Raw genomic sequence first — 17,550 nt, 5'->3', positions numbered from 1 at the left:
ATGGTCCAAACTCCAAGCATAATTATAATTATTCCCTATTTTGGAAAATGGCCGTTCTGGATGCCTTTTTTTATCGAGAGTTGTAGGGCTAATCCGAATATCAACTGGCTGTTACTTGGGGACTGCGCTGTTCTGGAAGATTTGCCGAATAACGTGGAGCAGCGTTTTTTTGCTTTTTTAGATTATTGTGCATTCGTATCCGAGTGTCTTGGAATAAATTTCAATCCTTCAAATCCGTATAAGCTATGTGACCTCAAGCCAGCTCTTGGATTTATACATGCTGAGGATGTGGCTGGGTATGATTTTTGGGGCTTCAGCGACCTCGATTTGATATACGGCGACCTTCGCTCATATTTTTCGGACGAGCGCTTGCGCAAATACAAGGTGCTTTCTACGCATCAGCGTCGAATTTCCGGCCATTTCTGCTTGTTGCGCAACGAGCCTGAGCTGAATAGTCTTTTCTGGAAAATACCTGATTTCGTCCGTCGTGCCGAAGATCCAAAAAATCATGCGCTGGACGAGGGCGGATTCAGCCGAATATTTCTTAGGCGCAAGAATTTTCCCAAACCACTCTTTGAACTTGTCGGCCTTTTCAATCGCTGGCGCCGCGTCGCCGAGTTCGAAGAGGCCTTCAGCACGCCTAATGGTATTAGGCCGTGGACTGATGGTACACAGGACTATCCAGCGTACTGGGTGTGGCGTAATGGGCGCCTGCAGAACGCCAAGGATGGTGATAGGCAGTTTCCATACCTGCACTTTTTGGTGTGGAAAAAAGATTGGCAGCAGAGTTCGCAGCCAATGAGCTATGAGCAAGCGCAGGTCCTGGCAAGTAGAAGAAATTGGCGAATCGATCGCGACGGATTTCATATTGGAGATGACCAATGAATCGTCGCAACAGCGTATGGGCGATGAAAGCGCATGAGCTGGACACCTATCGCTGGCGCATGTTGCGCGAAGAGCACTGCTGGCTGGCAAGCGTGCTGCGCTTCGGTCGCGACGCAATCAGCGATATCTCATTTGGTTTGCGTTCCCGCTTTCGCTTGTCGCGGCAGGTCAATGCCGAACCCTGTGATTTTCTCTTACTGCAATCCGCGCCGAAGGTAATTGCTTTCCAACGAAAGCGGCGCTTTATGGAAGCGCTTCGCGGCCGAGGCCATTCGCTGATCGAAACGGCATTGCCGGAGCCTAAGAGCATCCTCGCGCAATGCCTGCTAGTACGCCCTCCGGAGCCGGTGCCGTTACGCTACTTTGGTTATGCCGCTTATGCTCAGTGGCTCGTTCTGCGGCATCGTCCGCGCATTCTGCTCAACGACCGCAACGGGAGCTTGTACGCCCCGTTTCTGCGTCTGGCATTGAATGCTGAGGGTGGCCTTCTGGTTCATCTGGCCCATGCAACCACCGTGGAAGGCTCCAAGCGCCTGGGGATGAACGACTACGACTTTTATTTCCTGTTTGGCCAAAGTTCTCTGGAGGCATTGCGAGGAAGAAATCTACGATTCGGAGTGTCCAGTGCGGTGATGGCGGGCTCGCATATGATCGACGATACGTTCGACCTGTCGCCGTCGGATGCGGGGCACAAGGCCGTTCTCGTGCTCGGGGTGGGGCCTGATAAGGAGAAGGAATCAGGATACACACGCACTTATGAGCTGATCCGCGCCTGGGCTGAGCGTAACCCGGATCATCAAGTGCTGATCAAAGCACATCCGCGGAGTCAGGTTCCGTTCTGGAAAGATGCCTCTGATTCCCTGCCCAATCTCCAGGTTTTGCCGAAGGAGTGCGACTTGGCTCAGGCCTTGGCGCGCGCCTCAGTGGTGATCAATATCATGTCCAACGCCGTTATCGAGGCTGCCCTTGCTCGCAGGCCGGTCGTCTACGTGAACTGTAGTGGACAAAGAGATATATTCGAGCAGGAACGTTTCTTTGGTCCTTGTGTTCAGGATGCGAGCGAGCTGGAACGGCGTGTACGGGATCTTGAAGCTGATTATTGTGCACGTGTACTGATTGCCGAGAGCTTTGCGAAATATCATCTCGCCGCAGGTAGCCATGGCCTGCAACGAAATATCGAACTGCTGGAGCAACTACTGACCTCTGGGCGCTGCGAGGCTGTGCTACTGCCGTCCGCCGGGCTAGAGGCTCGGCAGTGAAAGGAAGAGGATAATCCAATGATTGATCGATGCACGGTGCTGCTCGATTGCACACTCCGCGACGGCGGTTATTACAACAATTGGGACTTCGATGAAGCGCTGGTGCAGGATTACCTGCTTGCGATGGCTGCGATTTCCGTCGATTACGTCGAACTGGGATTCCGAGGATTTTCTGCGCCAGGTTTTCGTGGTGCATTCGCTTACACCACCGACAGCTTCCTGCGCAGCCTGGATATTCCCCGTGGATTGAAGATCGGCGTAATGGTCAACGCCAGCGAGCTTTTAGGTTACGCCGAAGGTCTGCTGCCAGCACTGAACCGTCTGTTCGTTTCGGCAGACCGGTCGCCAGTGCGCTTGGTGCGGCTGGCTTGCCATGTCCATGAGTTTGAAGCGGCGCTACCGGCTTGTGACTGGTTGCATCAGCAAGGTTATGTTGTCGGCATCAACCTGATGCAGATCGCCGATCGGGATCCCGCAGAGATCGAACAGCTCGCCCGACTCGCCCAAGCGTATTCGCTGGATGTGCTGTATTTCGCCGATAGTATGGGAAGCCTATCTCCTGACCAAACGTCCGGCGTGATAGAAGCGTTACGTCGTGGCTGGCAAGGACCGTTGGGTATCCACACCCACGACAATTGTGGCATGGCGCTGGCAAACACTCTGCGCGCGATCGGCGATGGCGTGAGTTGGGTAGATAGCACAGTTACCGGCATGGGCCGTGGGCCGGGTAATGTACGCACGGAGTACGTAGTCATCGAGCTGATGGAGAAGCGAAGCGGGCCAGTCAACGTCGCGCCGCTGTTCAATTTGATCTCTCGGCATCTACAACCGTTACAGCAGCGGCATGGTTGGGGTACGAACCCTTACTATTTTCTGGCAGGCGTGTACGGCATTCATCCAACCTACATTCAGGAAATGTTGGCTGATTCGCGGTATGCGGAAGAAGACCTCCTGGTGGTGATTGACTTCCTCAAGAATCAGGGAGGTAAGAAATTCAATCCAGGAACGCTTGAGTCAGCTCGACACTTTTATTCCGGCGAGCCCCAGGGCAGTTGGGCCCCCAAGGATCTCATCGCGGGTCGCGAGGTTCTTTTGCTGGGCAGTGGGCCGGGTGTGGATCGACATCGGCAGGGCCTGGAAGATTACATCCGCCGAGCGAAACCTTTCGTCATCGCACTGAATACTCAGAGCGATATCGCGAGCGAGCTCATTGACGTTCGAGCCGCTTGCCACCCATTCAGGCTGATGGCCGATTGTCGCGAGCACGTAAAGCTGCCTCAGCCTTTGATTACGCCTGCACATATGCTGCCGGCCGAGGTGCGCGCTGCGCTCGATGGCAAGGTCATGCTCGACTATGGAATTGCGGTGCAGGCTGCGACGTTCGAGTTTGCCGAGCAACATTGCATCTTGCCGACGTCCTTGGTGGCAGCCTATGCACTGGCCGTAGCCGCCAGTGGTGAAGCGATAAGGATATTGCTCGCCGGATTTGACGGGTACTCGGCCGACGACCCGCGAACGCTCGAAGTTAATCAATTACTCGAGGCTTTCCAGCAAGTCACCGGTGCGCCGGAATTGCTTGCGGTGACGCCAAGTCGCTATCAGATCCCTCGCGGTTCCATTTACGCTTTATGAGTTCCAAGATGCTTTCAAGCCCTCCTGAATATGCGGTGATCATTCCGGCTCGCTACGAGTCCGGCCGTTTTCCGGGCAAGCCTTTGGTGAGCCTCTTGGGCGTACCCATGGTTGTGCGTACTTATCGGCAGTGCATCCGTGCCTCTCCGCCGGAGCGGGTATATGTAGCCACTGATGACCAGCGCATCGAAGCCGTGTGTCGTGAGCACGGTATCAATGTGCTGATGACTTCAAGCGACTGCCTTACTGGAACCGACCGTGTTGCAGAATGCGCTGCGCAGCTCAATGCGGAAGTATTCATCAATGTGCAAGGGGATGAGCCAGTCTTCAACCCGGATGACCTTAGGGTATTCATTGAGGAGCTAGCTGCCTATCCCGATGAGATCTTGAATGGCTTCTGCGCAATTGATTGCGAGGCCATGTATCGCAGCAGCAGTACTCCGAAAGTCGTTATGCGTCCAGATGGACGGCTGTTGTACATGTCGCGCTCCCCAATACCCGGTAATAAGTCGCATGCGTTTGAACGCGCTTGGAGGCAGGTGTGCGTTTACGCGTTTCCTCGCCGTGCTCTGCAGGATTTTGCTGCTCGGGCGACAAAAACTCCGCTGGAGGAAATGGAGGACATAGAGATACTCCGGTTCATCGAGTTAGGCTGGGAGGTACGCATGGTCGAGTTGTCTGCGCAGTCTGTCGCAGTGGATAACCCGGAAGATGTCGCCCGTGCCGAAAAAGTTATTCGTGAGCAGGGGCTATAGTGCGCGCATTAACGGAGTATCGGTCACTCATATTTGATTGCGATGGAGTTTTGCTTGATTCAAATCGCGTAAAAACCGACGCATTTTACCAAGCCGCACTTCCATTCGGAGAGGGCGCAGCAAATGCTCTGGTTAATTACCATGTCGCCAACGGCGGCGTTTCTCGCTATCGAAAATTCGAATATTTTCTGGGCGAGATAGTTAAGCATGAGAATATGGAGCCCCTGAATGAACTACTTTCTCGATACGCGGAGCGAGTCCGCGAAGGGCTGCTCACCTGTCGCGTCGCGGAAGGTCTTGACGAGCTCAGATCGGCGCTACCGAACAGTAACTGGATGATTGTGTCCGGCGGCGATCAAGGCGAGCTGCGCGAAGTGTTTGAATCGCGGGGCCTATCCCACTACTTCAATGGCGGTATATTTGGCAGCCCAACTGACAAACAGGAGATACTTTCACGGGAGCTTAAGTGCAGTAATCTGGTCCTTCCGGCGGTTTTTTTTGGGGATAGCCGCTACGACTACGAAAGCGCGATGAAATTTGGGTTGGATTTTGTTTTCATCAGTCAGTGGACGGAGTTTTCCGGTTGGCAGGATTATTTCGCAGATCAGTCCACGGCTGTGGCTCATTATGAGAGCATCAGCTCTCTGCTGGATTGAATATTGGATCGTTCTTTCGGCAAGCCATTTGCCGCCGGGGATGAGTTGTTCTTGGATAGGTCGCCGCTTGGGTTTTAATAATGTTTTATATGGTAAGTCGTTTTTTAAAGAAGCGGTTATGTCTGATCGCTTTGCTGCCAGTTGCAGTTGTACTGTTGGGCCGATACTGGTGGCCTGGCGAGACTTCGGCTTGGGCAAGTAGCACTCGGTTTGCGCTGCTTACTTTTCTGGTCTGCCTTGTTTTTGTCGGGAGGTCTGTTTTTGCAAGGCTTGACAAGAAGCTTGGCGTTGTTCTGCTTTTGTTTGGCGGCTGGGTAGTTCTGAGCGTTGCGCTGTTCGATGGACAGTCGGAGGTTCTGCGGCGCGGCTTGGTCTTGGCGGTGTTCATCTGCGCTGTCGCTGTGCTCAAAATGGATGGCGAAGCCGCGTTGCTCAACCTGCTGCGCGCGGCGGCCTTGGTCGGCACCGCTGCCGCTCTGGTAACGATTTACTTTGAGTTGGAGCGGCGCGGGCTCGATTTCCGCTACAGAGCGTTTCGCCTACACAGCTCAGGGGTTCCTGGTTTCGCCGAGTTCTTCAATCCGATCATTTCCGGTATGCATATGGCTTTCGCCGGTTTGACGGCGTGTTGGTGCGTGCTATTTGCCCGAACGCCTGCGGCGCGTATTTTTTGGTTTTGTTGTCTGAGCGTAATTGCCATCTATGTATTCCTCACCTATTCGCGGAGCGCATGGCTTGCTTTAGGGCTGGGGGGGCTTGTGTTGCTGATTCTTCGCGGGCGCGCAATCTCCTGGGGCATTTTCGTAGGTGCGATGATTCTTGCGCTGGTCGTGATAACAATAAAGTTCCCGCAAGTGTTTTCAGTCGAGGTTGAGCGCGGCACCACCAATAGAGACCTCATTTGGGCGATGGTCATCGATAGCATGCCCGGCTATTGGCTCGCGGGCCATGGCGCTGGGGTTGAGATGAGCCAGATGTCGATCCCAGGCCAAACGGTAGTAAATACACACAGCCTCTACCTGGAAGTGCTTTTTCAATACGGTGTGGTTGGCTTGCTGCTTTTCCTTGTTGCCCTGCTGATGGCGACAAGGGCAATGTGGACTGACCGCTCTAATCTTTCAGTATTGGGCGTCTCTCTCCTCTCGGGCAGTATTGGCGTGATGTTCTTTGAGTTACATTCTTTCATCCACTCGCCGAATCTAATCTGGTTGTGGATCTGGTTCCCGTTAGCGATTGCGTTGGGGAGTCAAATCAAAAGGAACGCGCAGTGATGAATGTTCGAAGTCTGAAACTGGAAGGTGGCCAGGGCCTTCGCTTTAATGATTTTGCTCCCCTGCGTGGCCGATGCAATGGTGCGCTGTTCATCATCGCGTCGGGGCCATCGGTAAATGAGTTTCCGATGGCTCGTTATCGGAATGTGCCAATGATCGCGGTGAATGGATCAATTGCTCGCTTCGTTGACGAGGGGGTCGAACCGCTCTTTTACATGTGTGACGACCGGGGGGTTGCTGCGCGTAAAGGGCTCGCTGTTGCCGAAGGTATAAAACGCTCTGCCAATGCCGCCCTGAGTCGATCAGCGTTCAATGAAGTGGCCAAACAAAATCCTCACTTATTGAGCAGCGCGAACCTGTTCCTGTTGGAGCGGGTGAATCGTAGTTTGGGACGCGCTGCTATGTCGGATCGTCGGTTCGCCTGGCAAGTCAGGAATGACCCCGATTATGCGGTGGAGTGGTCGCTGTTTCGGCAGAAACCTAACCGAATCGGATTCAGTCGGAACATGGCGAACGGCTATTTCAATGGAAGAACCATTGCCTATGCAGCCTTGCAACTGGCCTATCATTTGGGCTTCGACAATGTTTTTCTCGTTGGCGTAGACATGACTCCCGAAGCTGGGCAGTTCTATGACCCGAAAGGCGAGGTAGTCCCCAGCCGACTTGGCGATGATTATGCTGACTATATCTTGCCTAGCTTCGATCTTATGGCCAGAAAAGTCGTTGACTCGCGTTTTGCTGTATATAACCTGTCTCAAAATAGCCGCCTACCCGCAAAAATCATCCAGAAGATAACGTACGAGAAGTTGGATCACTTGCTGACTGATATTTAGTTGCGTTGTCGATTTTCTGGTTTGCGGAGCTTTTTTTTCGGCTAGGGCTGCCTGCATCCAGTAGCGTCCTTGGGGAGGGCCGTATGCAACTTTTTGATTCTTTGATGCGGCGAATCGGCCTCGGTAGGGGGTTCCCCGAAATAAAACAGATTGCTGAAAAGCACGCATTGCGCGATGACCATATCGCCTACGAGCGAGCGCTGAGTCGTTACGACTCGGGTATTATTTTTGACGGAGCTTGCGATTTACGGAGTTTCACCGGGACTGGTAAGGGACGATACACGCTAAATTGCTACCGAAAGCTGCGTTGCGACGGCCGATTGCTATTCGAGAAAACCTACTCGGTAGAGTCCTTGGATTGGACTAAGTGTCAGTATTTCTATGCGCATATTCACCCTCGGCTCAACCAAACAGCCATTCGAGTGCCTGCATTGCTCTGGTCGATGACTGGAAAGCGATTGGCAGTGGCTAGATTCGATTATGTCGATTTTTCTCCAGTCACCTCGCAGTCTTATATGGGCGAAGCTGTTTCGATCTCTAAGCAGCTCTCCAGCCTCGGTCCGGCTCTGCCTTGTGTCCCTGCGGATCTGCTTGATTTGTCGAAACATTTTGGCTTTGAGCGATGCTTCCAAAAAACTGTAGGCGTAATAGAGCGAGCAGGCGAAAATGCCGAATTGCTGCGGTCAATGCGCAGCCGTTGCGAGGCGCTGCCAAGATTCATTGGGCATGGAGATTTGAGCAGACCAAACATGGGGCAAGACACCTTGCTTCTGGACTGGGATAATTTTGGTTTCTATCCGCCGGGGTTTGATCTGGCACTTGCTGCTGTGCTGGCGGGCGATCTTTTGGGAGGCAGCGAACTACGAAAACTTGCGTCTAAAGTGTATGAGCCTGTCAATGAACACTGCTCGTTTCAGGACTTCTGCTTTTCGCTGATCTTCTTTTACGGTGTGTTCCTTTCCGCCCGAAAAGCCGAACATAAGCTTTCTTGTCTAAGGTTGTTAGAGCGGAACCTAGAAGGTTCGGTCTGTCGCGCTGTAGCTTTCAATTAACCTGTCTATGGGAAATCCTGAAATCTTTCTGCGTTGCAGGTAACGTCGAAGATGGTCGAGGTTTCTTTTCGCTTCCCAGCCGCTTAGGCGCCGCCGCTTCTTGACGAGGTCGAGGAAATCAATCAGGCCAAAGCCTCCCTCCGGCAGAAGAAGTACATTTCCCAAGTGCAAGGAACGGAAATAAATTCCTTGTTGGTGCAACCTGAAAATGAATTCGGCGAACTCTGGAATCAGATTATCTATCTCAGTTGGATTTTCTCTAAGCAGTGTCTCTAGCGACGTGCCAGGAAGAGGTTGATAGGTGCACGCACTAAGCCCTTTATCCCGGTCAAGCCATAAAGTTTCGACGACTTCGGGCGCTGGGATACCCAGCTTCGCCAATGTTTCTGCGTTTCGTGCGAAACGTTTTGCTGGTGGGTTGATCCTGGCAAGCCAGTGATGGCGTCTTGTATGAAATATTTTGAAGATCAGGCCGTCCTGTAACAGCGCCACCTTCGGTCCTCTGCTGTCTTTTTCCAGCACAGTTCCGTGCTCCAGCCAATCCTGCAGTTCCCGTGCTGTTACAATCCGCATCTTGTTCCTCTAGCCAGTCGTATGGGGCTTGCCGAATGGCCAATTCTACTCAGCAATCCAGTCTCACTGTGTATCTGCGATTGCTGCGCTACGTGCTTCCCTACTGGGGGCTGTTCGCGGTCAGCCTTGCCGGCTTTCTGATTTTCGCTTCGACCCAGCCGATGCTGGGCTACATGCTCAAGTTTTTCGTCGATGGGCTGAACAACCCCGAGGCCAGTTTCTTTGGCCAGGTCCCCTACTTGCAGGAGCACAGTTGGCTCGCCGAGCTCAAGCTATTGCAGGCCGTCCCGCTGCTGATCATCTTCATCGCGCTCATGCAGGGCATCGGGTCGTTCCTCGGCAATTTTTTTCTTGCAAAGGTTTCGCTCGGACTGGTGCATGACCTGCGGCTGGCGCTGTTCAACAACATGCTGTCACTCCCCAATCGCTATTTTGACAGTCACAACTCCGGGCATCTGATCTCGCGGATCACATACAACGTGACCATGGTCACCGGCGCGGCGACCGATGCGATCAAGGTCGTGGTGCGCGAGGGCATGACCGTGATTTTCCTGTTCGCCACGCTGCTGTGGATGAACTGGAAGCTCACGCTGGTGATGCTGGCGATACTGCCAGTGATCGGTTTCATGGTGTCTAGCGCCAGCAAGAAATTCCGCAAGCAAAGCAAGAAGATCCAGCTCGCGATGGGCGACGTAACCCATGTGGCGTCGGAAACCATTCAGGGCTACCGCGTGGTACGTAGCTTCGGTGGCGAGCCCTACGAGCGGGAGCGCTTCCTGGCGGCGAGCTCGGAGAATACCGCCAAGCAGCTGCGCATGGTCAAGACTAACGCCGTTTACACGCCGAGCCTGCAGCTGGTCATCTACAGTGCCATGGCGGTGCTTATGTTCCTGGTGTTGTTGTTGCGCGGCGATGCGTCTGCTGGCGATCTGGTCGCCTACATCACGCTGGCTGGGTTGCTGCCCAAACCGATACGTCAGCTCTCGGAAGTCAGCTCGACCATCCAGAAGGGCGTGGCCGGTGCGGAAAGTATCTTCGAGCAGCTCGACGAGGAGCCAGAAGTCGATCGGGGCACGCTTGAGCGCAAAGCCGTCAGCGGGCATCTCGAAGTGCGTAACCTCGATTTCGTTTATCCAGGTACCGACAAGCGCGTGCTACACGACATTAGCTTTACCATCGAGCCGGGGCAGATGGTCGCGTTGGTTGGGCGCTCAGGCAGCGGCAAATCCACGCTGGCGAATCTGATCCCCCGCTTCTATCACCATGAGGCAGGCCAAATACTGCTCGACGGTGCGGATGTCGAGTCCTACACGTTGCGCAACCTGCGTCGGCACATCGCGCTGGTAACTCAGCAGGTGACGCTGTTCAACGATACGGTGGCCAATAACATCGCTTACGGCGATCTGGCTGGCGCACCGCTGGACGACATACGCCGTGCGGCCCGCGATGCGTACGCCGATGAGTTCATCGAGCAGATGCCGGAGGGCTATCAGACCATGGTCGGCGAAAACGGCGTGCTGCTGTCCGGCGGACAGCGTCAACGCCTGGCGATCGCTCGTGCATTGTTGAAAAACTCACCAGTGCTGATTCTGGACGAAGCCACATCGGCGCTGGATACCGAGTCCGAGCGGCATATCCAGGGCGCGCTGGATCATGTCATGCATGGCCGAACCACGCTGGTCATCGCGCACCGCTTGAGTACGATCGAGAAGGCCGACCAGATTCTGGTGATGGAGCAGGGCCGCATCGTCGAGCGAGGTACCCACGCCGAGCTGCTGGCCACGAACGGCGCCTACGCCAGGCTCCACGCAACTCAGTTTAAGGATGAAGTGCCTGAAGAGCAGGAATCCTGATGTTGCAGTTCCTGCAGAGCTGGCGCGAGCGTGGCTGGCGCACCATTGACGCGTCGACGTATGCCGAGGTCTGGCATCGCTACGGCGGCAGCGTGGCCACCCATCCAACAGTGGTCGAGCGGCTGGCCGGCCTCGCCGATATTCCGGTGCGCTACCTGGGCTGCGAACAGGCAGGCGAGCTGATTGCGGCAGTCCCCTGTTGGGGGCGGCACCTGGCGCTTTCCAAGGATGTGCTGAAGAAGACCGGCAAGCGCGGCCTGTTCGATCTGGGCAACGCCGAGATCATTCTACCGGTCGCCGGACAGGCCCGCGTGCCGGTCTGTCAGCGCATGCGCTACGTGTCCGAGCTGAATGCTGCTGCGATCAGCACGTTGCGCGAGCAGCCGGAGGGCTTGGCGCTGGCGCGTGAGCCTGAGGAGTATTCGAAGAAATTCCGCTACAACCAGCGCCGCGAACTGCGCCTGTTGGAGGAGGCCGGCGGCGGATTATGTCCGATGCAGGATTTCTCGCCGGGTGAGCAGGCCGCAATGTATGCCGACCTGTTCCAGCGCCGTTGGAATTTCGAAGCGCCTGGTAAGGGGCATCTGCAAGAGGTCTTCACGCTGCTGCGTGAGTTCATGGCCGGCTCGGTGGTCCTACTCGACGAGCAGCCCATCGCCGTCCAGGTGCTTTACCGGGTCGAAGCGCCGAAGTGGGTGTCGATCGAGTACATCAACGGCGGTGTCGATCCGCAGCAGCGCGTCTTCAGCCCCGGCAGCGTCCTCAGCTTCGTCAATACTCAGGCAGCCTGGGCCGATGCCCGGGCGCTTGGCAAGCCGCTGCGCTACTCCTTCGGCCGTGCGGACCGTGAGTACAAGGACCGCTGGTGCAACCGCGTTCCGGTCTACCAGGTGTGAGCCATGAGTGCACGCAAGCAGCATCTGCTTAAACGTCACCGTAAGCATAAGCGCATCGCGCTGCTCGTCGCGCTCGTTGTTCTGTTGCTGATTGGCGCGCTAGTTAGCTGGTGGCTGATACCGCTGCTGGTGGTTCTCGGCTGGATCGCCCATGAGGCATGGTTCGCCGATCATCTGTTCTACCGGCCGCAGGACGACTACCGCTACGCCTTTCCCGAAGATGCTAAGCGCTATCCGGTGCGCATCGAGAACGGCCGTCTGGTGCTGGCGGACGACTTCGGGGCTGCAGATACGCTGACTCTCGAGATCAATATGAAGGCCAGCTGGCTAGGGCGCTTGCGCGACCCACAGGTATGGATCGGTGAGGACCGTCAGGATTTCGAGCGCGGCGCTGCGGGTAGGCGTTACCTCAACCTTTCCGGTCAGCACGAGCTGCTCGTCCAAGGCAGACTGAACGTTCGAGGGCGTTTCTGCCGGCTATCGAACGATGCGACGCTCTACGCGATGCGCAATCCGGACTACGCCGAGCGCCGGATCTTGATCATTGCACCCCATGCTGACGATGCCGAACTGGCAGCCTTCGGCTTGTACAGCCGAGCAAGCGACGTCGCCATCGTGACGCTGACTCAGGGCGAGATCGAGGCAAAGAACTTTCAACGACTGGGTTTGGATCAGGCTGCTGCGGCCCGATTGAAAGGCCGCCTGCGCAGCTGGGATAGCCTTGCGATACCCCTCTGGGGCGGCGTGCCGCAATCGCGTTGCGTGCAGCTCGGCTATTACTGCCTGCAACTGCCGGCCATGGCGGAGGAGCCGGAACGCGCGTTTGGCTCACGAGAGTCGGGCGAGCAGGACATCCGCAGCGTACGTCAGCACAACCCTCTGACGCTGCCGGCAGATGTGGATGGCGTGCCGAGCTGGGACAACCTGCAGGCCGACCTGCGCGCGCTGTTGACGCATTTTCGCCCCGAAGTTGTGGTCACGCCGCATCCTGAACTCGATCCGCATTCCGATCACGTTGCTGCCACGCGCGCAATCTGTCAGGCGATGGACGAGGGTGACTGGCTACCAGAAACGCTCCTGCTCTATGCCAACCATCTGCACGATAACGACCGTTGGCCGATGGGTCCGGCTGACGGCGGCGTGGCGTTGCCTCCCGCCATCGAGCCGCTTCCGGCCGATCATCTTTGGAGCCCGACGCTGGCCGCAGATATGCGGCTGAACAAGGCTATGGCCATGGCCATGCAGCACGATCTGCAAGCGCCGCTGCCGCTGAAAAAGCGCCTGCGCCGTTTTATCCAGGCCCTCCTTGCCGGCCGGCGTTGGCCGCGCACTGGCAATGATGAGTTCTTCCGCAAGGCGGTGCGCCGACACGAGCTATTCTGGGTGCGTAAGCTATAACGCCTCGCTGGTGGCCTGGGCCGGCGGTTTGCGCACGCGTGGTATGATCACCGCCGCTTTTTTCTTCTTCACCGGAGCCCCAATGAAACTATCCATGCCCCGATTCGACCAAGCCTCCGTTCTGGTGGTGGGTGATGTCATGCTCGATCGTTATTGGCATGGCGGCACTTCGCGGATATCTCCGGAAGCGCCGGTGCCGGTCGTTCGGGTCGATCAGGTGGAGGATCGGCCGGGTGGCGCGGCGAACGTCGCGTTGAACATCGCCGCGCTGGGTGCTCCTGCAGCACTGGTCGGCGTGACGGGGGTGGACGAGGCGCAGCAAAGCCTGGCGGACAGTTTGGCTGCGGCTGGCGTCAAGGCGCATTTCCAGTCCATCGAGCACCAGCCGACGATCATCAAGTTGCGCGTGATGAGCCGTCACCAGCAGCTGTTGCGGATGGATTTCGAGGAGCCCTTCGATACCGATCCGGCTGCTTTATTGACGCAAGTCGATGGCTTGCTGGATGGCGTGAAAGTCCTGGTTCTCTCGGATTACGGCAAAGGGGCATTACGCAATCACCAGGCGCTGATTCAGGCCGCGCGCCGGCGTGGCATTCCGGTGTTGGCCGATCCTAAGGGCAAGAATTTCGAGATCTACCGTGGCGCCTCTGTGATAACACCGAATCTCGGTGAGTTCGAGGCCATCGTCGGGCATTGCGCTGATGAGGCCGAGCTGGTGACCAAGGGCGCCGAGTTGATGCATGACCTGGAGCTGGGGGCGTTGCTGGTGACGCGTGGCGAGCACGGCATGACTCTGTTGCGCCCGCAGCATTCACCGCTTCACCTGCCGGCCCGCGCGCGGGAAGTATTCGACGTCACCGGTGCTGGCGATACCGTGATATCCACATTAGCCGCGGCAATCGCAGCCGGTGAGGAATTGCCGCAATCCGTGGCGCTGGCCAATCTCGCCGCTGGTATCGTTGTCGGCAAGCTGGGTACCGCATGCATCAGCGCTCCCGAATTGCGTCGTGCCGTACAGCGTGAGGAAGGCTCCGAAAGGGGCGTGATGACGCTTGAGCAATTGCTCACCGCTATCGAGGATGCCCGCGCCGAAGGCGAGAAGATCGTCTTCACTAACGGTTGTTTCGACATTCTGCATGCCGGTCATGTGACCTATTTGGAGCAGGCCCGGGCTCAGGGTGATCGGTTGATCGTCGCGGTCAACGACGATGGCTCGGTGAGCCGTTTGAAAGGGCCCGGGCGTCCGATCAATTCGGTCGACCGCCGTATGGCGGTACTGGCCGGTCTCGGCGCGGTGGATTGGGTCGTTTGCTTTCCAGAGGACACGCCGGAAAACCTGCTGGGGCAGGTGAAGCCGGACATCCTGGTCAAGGGTGGTGATTACGGCGTCGATCAGGTTGTGGGCGCGGATCTGGTCACTGCCTACGGTGGTGTCGTAAAGGTCCTGGGGCTGGTGGAAAACAGCTCGACCACCGCAATCGTCGAGAAGATACGCAGCCGCTGAAGGGTACCAGCGAGCGCTGGGCTCGCCAGCCGGCGTTGGCTGTTATCGACACGCTGCGGCGGTGGTCGTATCGATCCAATCGCGCCAGCGGATACGTTCGTCCCGCACGACCCATTCATGTTGCGGTGCAAAACTTTCCGATAACCACAACCCACGCGTGCTCGCCGGCACCGGCTGGCCCTTGCGCAGGGTCAGCAATGCCGCAGTCGGTCGCCCCTGGTGCAGCGGAATCAGATACAGGTCGGGGCGGCTGCGATCGAGCTGTGCAACCAGTTTGCCGTCCTCGAGGCGCTCATCGACGTGGAACAAGCTCAATTCCCGGGTTTCCTTTGGCAGCTCCAGACGCATGTCATAGACCAGTTGCAGCGATGCGGTTGGCAGGTGCACATATGCTCTCGGCCGCTCCATCAGAGTCATCTGGCCGCATTGGACCGGTCGGGCCGAGCCGGACAGCGACGCCAAGCTGAAATGCACCGCTTCGCGATAGCGCAAGCTGCCCTGATAGGGCGCAGGTAGCCAGATGTCGCCGAAGCGGCCGGCGAGCCAGCCTTCCGGGGTTTCCAGCAGGCATTCTTCGGCGACCTCCTGAATGGCGGTCAGCAGTGGCAGGCTGAGTTCATGTGCGGGTACATAGCCAGAGATCAGCTTCAGAACGACGTCACCGCGGTCCAGGCGCTGCTGACGCACCAATACCCAGTACTCCTGACCCTGCCAGCAGAGCGTCAGACGTACCGATACGCCGAGATTGGCCAATTGGAGGCAGAACCTCGCCGGGTCGTCGATATGGACGGATCGCCGCCGTTCGAGCATTTCGCTGAAGTTCAGCGGTCGGCCGAGGCTCTGATAACGGAGATGCTCCGGGCTGGCCTCTACGAGTAGCGGCAGCGTCTTGAATGCGGTTGGATTCTTGCGGATCAGCACGCGCGGCATTCGGCTCCTCCTTGCGTCGGGGCGGCCGTATGGCCGTCGTTATTATTGTTGGGACAAAACGGCTGCAGCGGTTCGCACGTTATCTGACAAGTGTTGCGGGGTGATGGTGCCAATTATGGCGGCGCCGATCCCCGGATGCGCAAACAGCAGCTCGAAGCTCGCGCGCACCGGATCCTCGCCTGATTTCAGGCAGACGTGGCCGCTGGCCAGTGCTTTTTTCACCAGGATGCCCTTGGCGTGGCTTGCAGCGTAGTCGAGTACCGGACGTTCGGCCTGCTCGTTGAGGTTGTAGGTCACCATGGCGCAGTCGCCCTGCTCGAGTGCCAGCAGGCCGCCTTCGACAGTCTTGCCAGAAAGACCATAGCCGAGAATTTTGCCCTCGCGCTTGAGTTCGGCAAGCGTCTCGTAAACGCCGCTGTCTCGCAGAATCTCGACGTCTCGCCCATCGGAATGCACCAGCACCAGGTCAATCCGGTCGGTCCGCAGCCGTTTGAGGCTGCGTTCGACGGATAAACGGGCATGGGCGGGTGAGAAATCAAAATGCGATTGGCCATCGACGAATTCTTCACCCACCTTGCTGACGATGATCCACTGATCGCGCTGGCCTTGGAGTAGAGCGCCCAGACGTTGCTCGCTAATGCCATAAGCCGGCGCAGTGTCGATCAGGTTGATGCCCAGGTCGCGGGCCAGTCCGACCAAGTGGCGCGCCTGCGCATCGTCCGGGATGCTGAATCCACTAGGGTATTTAACCCCTTGGTCGCGGCCCAGTTTGACGGTGCCGAGACCCAATGGCGAGACCGTCAGACCGGTGCTGCCCAGCGGGCGATGCAGATCGTGCAGCGTCGTTGTCATGACAGCAGCCCCTCCCAAAAGGGGCGCGTGACCGACGGTTGAGGGAAGTCGGGTAAAGGAAGATGCTGCTGAGGGCGGATGCCGTCGCGAGTCAGTGCAGTTTGGACGCGGTCGGCGAAGTCCGGCGATAGCGCCAGTTTGGTCGGCCAGCCGACCAACAGTCGTCCCTGCTCGGCGAGGAAGGCGTTGTCTGGTCGTGCTTGTGCGGACTGAGCGGGCTCGGCGCGATCGATGCGCAGCGTGGCCCATTGCGCTGACGAGAGATCGATCCAGGGCACCAGTTCGGCCAGCTCTTTCTTCGCCGCAGCGATCTGAGCCGCTTCGTTGCGCGCCACGCCGCCCGCTTCGGCCAGGTCGCCACCCAGGTACCAGACCCATTCGCCGTCGGCGGCCGGATGACTGGTCACGGTGATCCGCGGCTTGGCGCCGGCCCCGAGACAATGGGCATAGAGCGGCTTGAGCGTGGCCGCTTTGACGATGACCATATGGAGCGGGCGTTTTTGCATCGACGGTTGGACGATATCCAGCGCGTTCAACAGCTCGGCATTGCCGGCGCCTGCGGTCAGGACGATGCGCTGCGCGCTGATCGCGCGACCGTCGATGACCAACCCGGTCAGTTCACCGTTTTCTCTGAGCGGTTCGATCCGGTCGGCTTTCAGCACGCCGGGGCCGGCCAGCTCCGCCAAGCGTTGAATGAGGCTGGGTACGTCCAGCACCAGTTCGCTGAGCCGATAGACTTTACCTTTGAAGCGTGGATCCTGCAGCGCCGGGGGCAGTTCGTCGCCCTTCACCTGGCCGACGCGCGAGCGCACCGCCTTGCTAGCGAAAAAGCTGGTGAGGTTGCCGGTCAGGGTTCCGGGAGACCATAGGTAGTGCGCATCGGAGAGCAGCCGAACACCGGAGAGGTCCAGCTCACCGTCGCCGGCCAACGCCTCGCGCCAGCGGCGTGGCATGTCGGCGATGGCTTCCGACGCGCCGGTTAGCGCGCCGCTCAACGCATACTTGGTACCGCCGTGAATGATCCCCTGCGATTTGACGCTTTGCCCACCGCCGAGGACGCCTTTTTCAACCAGCAGGGTCGAATACCCTTGCTGGCGCAGGCGCGCATTCAGCCATAGGCCGGCGACGCCACCGCCTACGATTAGGACGTCGGTGCTCAGGGAATCGGACATGGACGGGCCTCGTTGTGAAATCAGGCGGG

General features: G+C 57.4%; 16 protein-coding genes. 12 read left to right on the top strand and 4 right to left on the bottom strand.

The features are described from left to right. The 8 genes from CH92_RS21750 (at position 1) to CH92_RS21970 (ending at position 8,343) form a co-directional block, all read left to right on the top strand. Positions 1–885 (top strand): DUF6625 family protein, encoded by an 885-nt coding sequence (locus CH92_RS21750; RefSeq protein ID WP_272889399.1) that lies wholly within the window; start codon positions 1–3, stop codon positions 883–885. Further along, positions 882–2,144 carry a capsule biosynthesis protein gene (locus CH92_RS18635; RefSeq protein WP_025243272.1) on the top strand — a complete coding sequence of 421 codons (1,263 nt, stop codon included), beginning with the start codon at positions 882–884 and terminating at the stop codon, positions 2,142–2,144. Before CH92_RS21750 ends, CH92_RS18635 begins: the two co-directional genes overlap by 4 nt. An 18-nt stretch (positions 2,145–2,162) precedes the next feature. Then, complete coding sequence (locus tag CH92_RS18630) at positions 2,163–3,776, top strand: aldolase catalytic domain-containing protein (protein ID WP_025243271.1); 1,614 nt, start codon at positions 2,163–2,165, stop codon at positions 3,774–3,776. Positions 3,777–3,784: 8 nt separating this feature from the next. After that, entirely contained in the window at positions 3,785–4,531 is a 747-nt protein-coding gene (locus tag CH92_RS18625; RefSeq protein WP_025243270.1) for a 3-deoxy-manno-octulosonate cytidylyltransferase, read from the top strand. After that, positions 4,531–5,187 (top strand): HAD family hydrolase, encoded by a 657-nt coding sequence (locus CH92_RS18620; RefSeq protein WP_235206170.1) that lies wholly within the window; start codon positions 4,531–4,533, stop codon positions 5,185–5,187. The genes CH92_RS18625 and CH92_RS18620 overlap by 1 nt, the downstream gene beginning before the upstream one ends. An 80-nt stretch (positions 5,188–5,267) precedes the next feature. Further along, positions 5,268–6,458, top strand: coding sequence for an O-antigen ligase family protein (locus CH92_RS18615; RefSeq protein ID WP_025243268.1), 1,191 nt, complete (start codon positions 5,268–5,270; stop codon positions 6,456–6,458). After that, complete coding sequence (locus CH92_RS18610) at positions 6,458–7,291, top strand: hypothetical protein (protein WP_025243267.1); 834 nt, start codon at positions 6,458–6,460, stop codon at positions 7,289–7,291. Before CH92_RS18615 ends, CH92_RS18610 begins: the two co-directional genes overlap by 1 nt. A gap of 83 nt (positions 7,292–7,374) precedes the next feature. After that, on the top strand, positions 7,375–8,343 hold the full coding sequence (locus CH92_RS21970; protein ID WP_144381049.1) for a hypothetical protein: 969 nt from the start codon (positions 7,375–7,377) through the stop codon (positions 8,341–8,343). On the opposite strand, the gene CH92_RS18605 is transcribed toward CH92_RS21970, so the two are convergent. Next, on the bottom strand, positions 8,305–8,916 hold the full coding sequence (locus CH92_RS18605) for a phosphotransferase (protein ID WP_025243266.1): 612 nt from the start codon (positions 8,914–8,916) through the stop codon (positions 8,305–8,307). The two genes, CH92_RS21970 and CH92_RS18605, sit on opposite strands and share 39 nt — an antisense overlap. A gap of 35 nt (positions 8,917–8,951) precedes the next feature. On the opposite strand from CH92_RS18605, the gene msbA reads away from it, so the two are divergent. The 4 genes from msbA to hldE all read left to right on the top strand — a co-directional run bounded on the left by msbA (position 8,952) and on the right by hldE (position 14,567). Next, a complete protein-coding gene (msbA, locus tag CH92_RS18600; protein WP_025243265.1) occupies positions 8,952–10,769 on the top strand; it encodes a lipid A export permease/ATP-binding protein MsbA in 1,818 nt (605 codons plus the stop codon). Then, the gene (locus tag CH92_RS18595) at positions 10,769–11,665 is read left to right on the top strand and encodes a GNAT family N-acetyltransferase (RefSeq protein ID WP_025243264.1); all 897 of its coding nucleotides are present in this window, start codon (positions 10,769–10,771) and stop codon (positions 11,663–11,665) included. The genes msbA and CH92_RS18595 overlap by 1 nt, the downstream gene beginning before the upstream one ends. Positions 11,666–11,668: 3 nt before the next feature. Then, positions 11,669–13,063, top strand: a complete 1,395-nt coding sequence (locus CH92_RS18590; protein WP_025243263.1) for a PIG-L deacetylase family protein — start codon at positions 11,669–11,671, stop codon at positions 13,061–13,063. Positions 13,064–13,145: 82 nt separating this feature from the next. Beyond that, positions 13,146–14,567 (top strand): bifunctional D-glycero-beta-D-manno-heptose-7-phosphate kinase/D-glycero-beta-D-manno-heptose 1-phosphate adenylyltransferase HldE, encoded by a 1,422-nt coding sequence (gene hldE / locus CH92_RS18585; protein ID WP_025243262.1) that lies wholly within the window; start codon positions 13,146–13,148, stop codon positions 14,565–14,567. Between the two features lie 42 nt (positions 14,568–14,609). Here hldE and CH92_RS18580 read toward each other — a convergent pair whose 3' ends face one another. The 3 genes from CH92_RS18580 to CH92_RS18570 are packed head-to-tail and all read right to left on the bottom strand — an operon-like array spanning position 14,610 to position 17,521. Next, entirely contained in the window at positions 14,610–15,497 is an 888-nt protein-coding gene (locus CH92_RS18580; RefSeq protein ID WP_025243261.1) for a hypothetical protein, read from the bottom strand. A gap of 42 nt (positions 15,498–15,539) precedes the next feature. Next, positions 15,540–16,349, bottom strand: a complete 810-nt coding sequence (locus CH92_RS18575) for an aldo/keto reductase (RefSeq protein ID WP_025243260.1) — start codon at positions 16,347–16,349, stop codon at positions 15,540–15,542. Continuing rightward, on the bottom strand, positions 16,346–17,521 hold the full coding sequence (locus CH92_RS18570) for an NAD(P)/FAD-dependent oxidoreductase (RefSeq protein ID WP_025243259.1): 1,176 nt from the start codon (positions 17,519–17,521) through the stop codon (positions 16,346–16,348). Before CH92_RS18570 ends, CH92_RS18575 begins: the two co-directional genes overlap by 4 nt. Between the last annotated feature and the right edge of the window lie 29 nt (positions 17,522–17,550).

It is taken from the genome of Stutzerimonas stutzeri (assembly GCF_000590475.1).
Lineage (GTDB): Bacteria > Pseudomonadota > Gammaproteobacteria > Pseudomonadales > Pseudomonadaceae > Stutzerimonas > Stutzerimonas stutzeri_D.
Note: the sequence above shows the minus strand (reverse complement) of the source record. Positions and strands in the feature narration are given on the sequence as shown.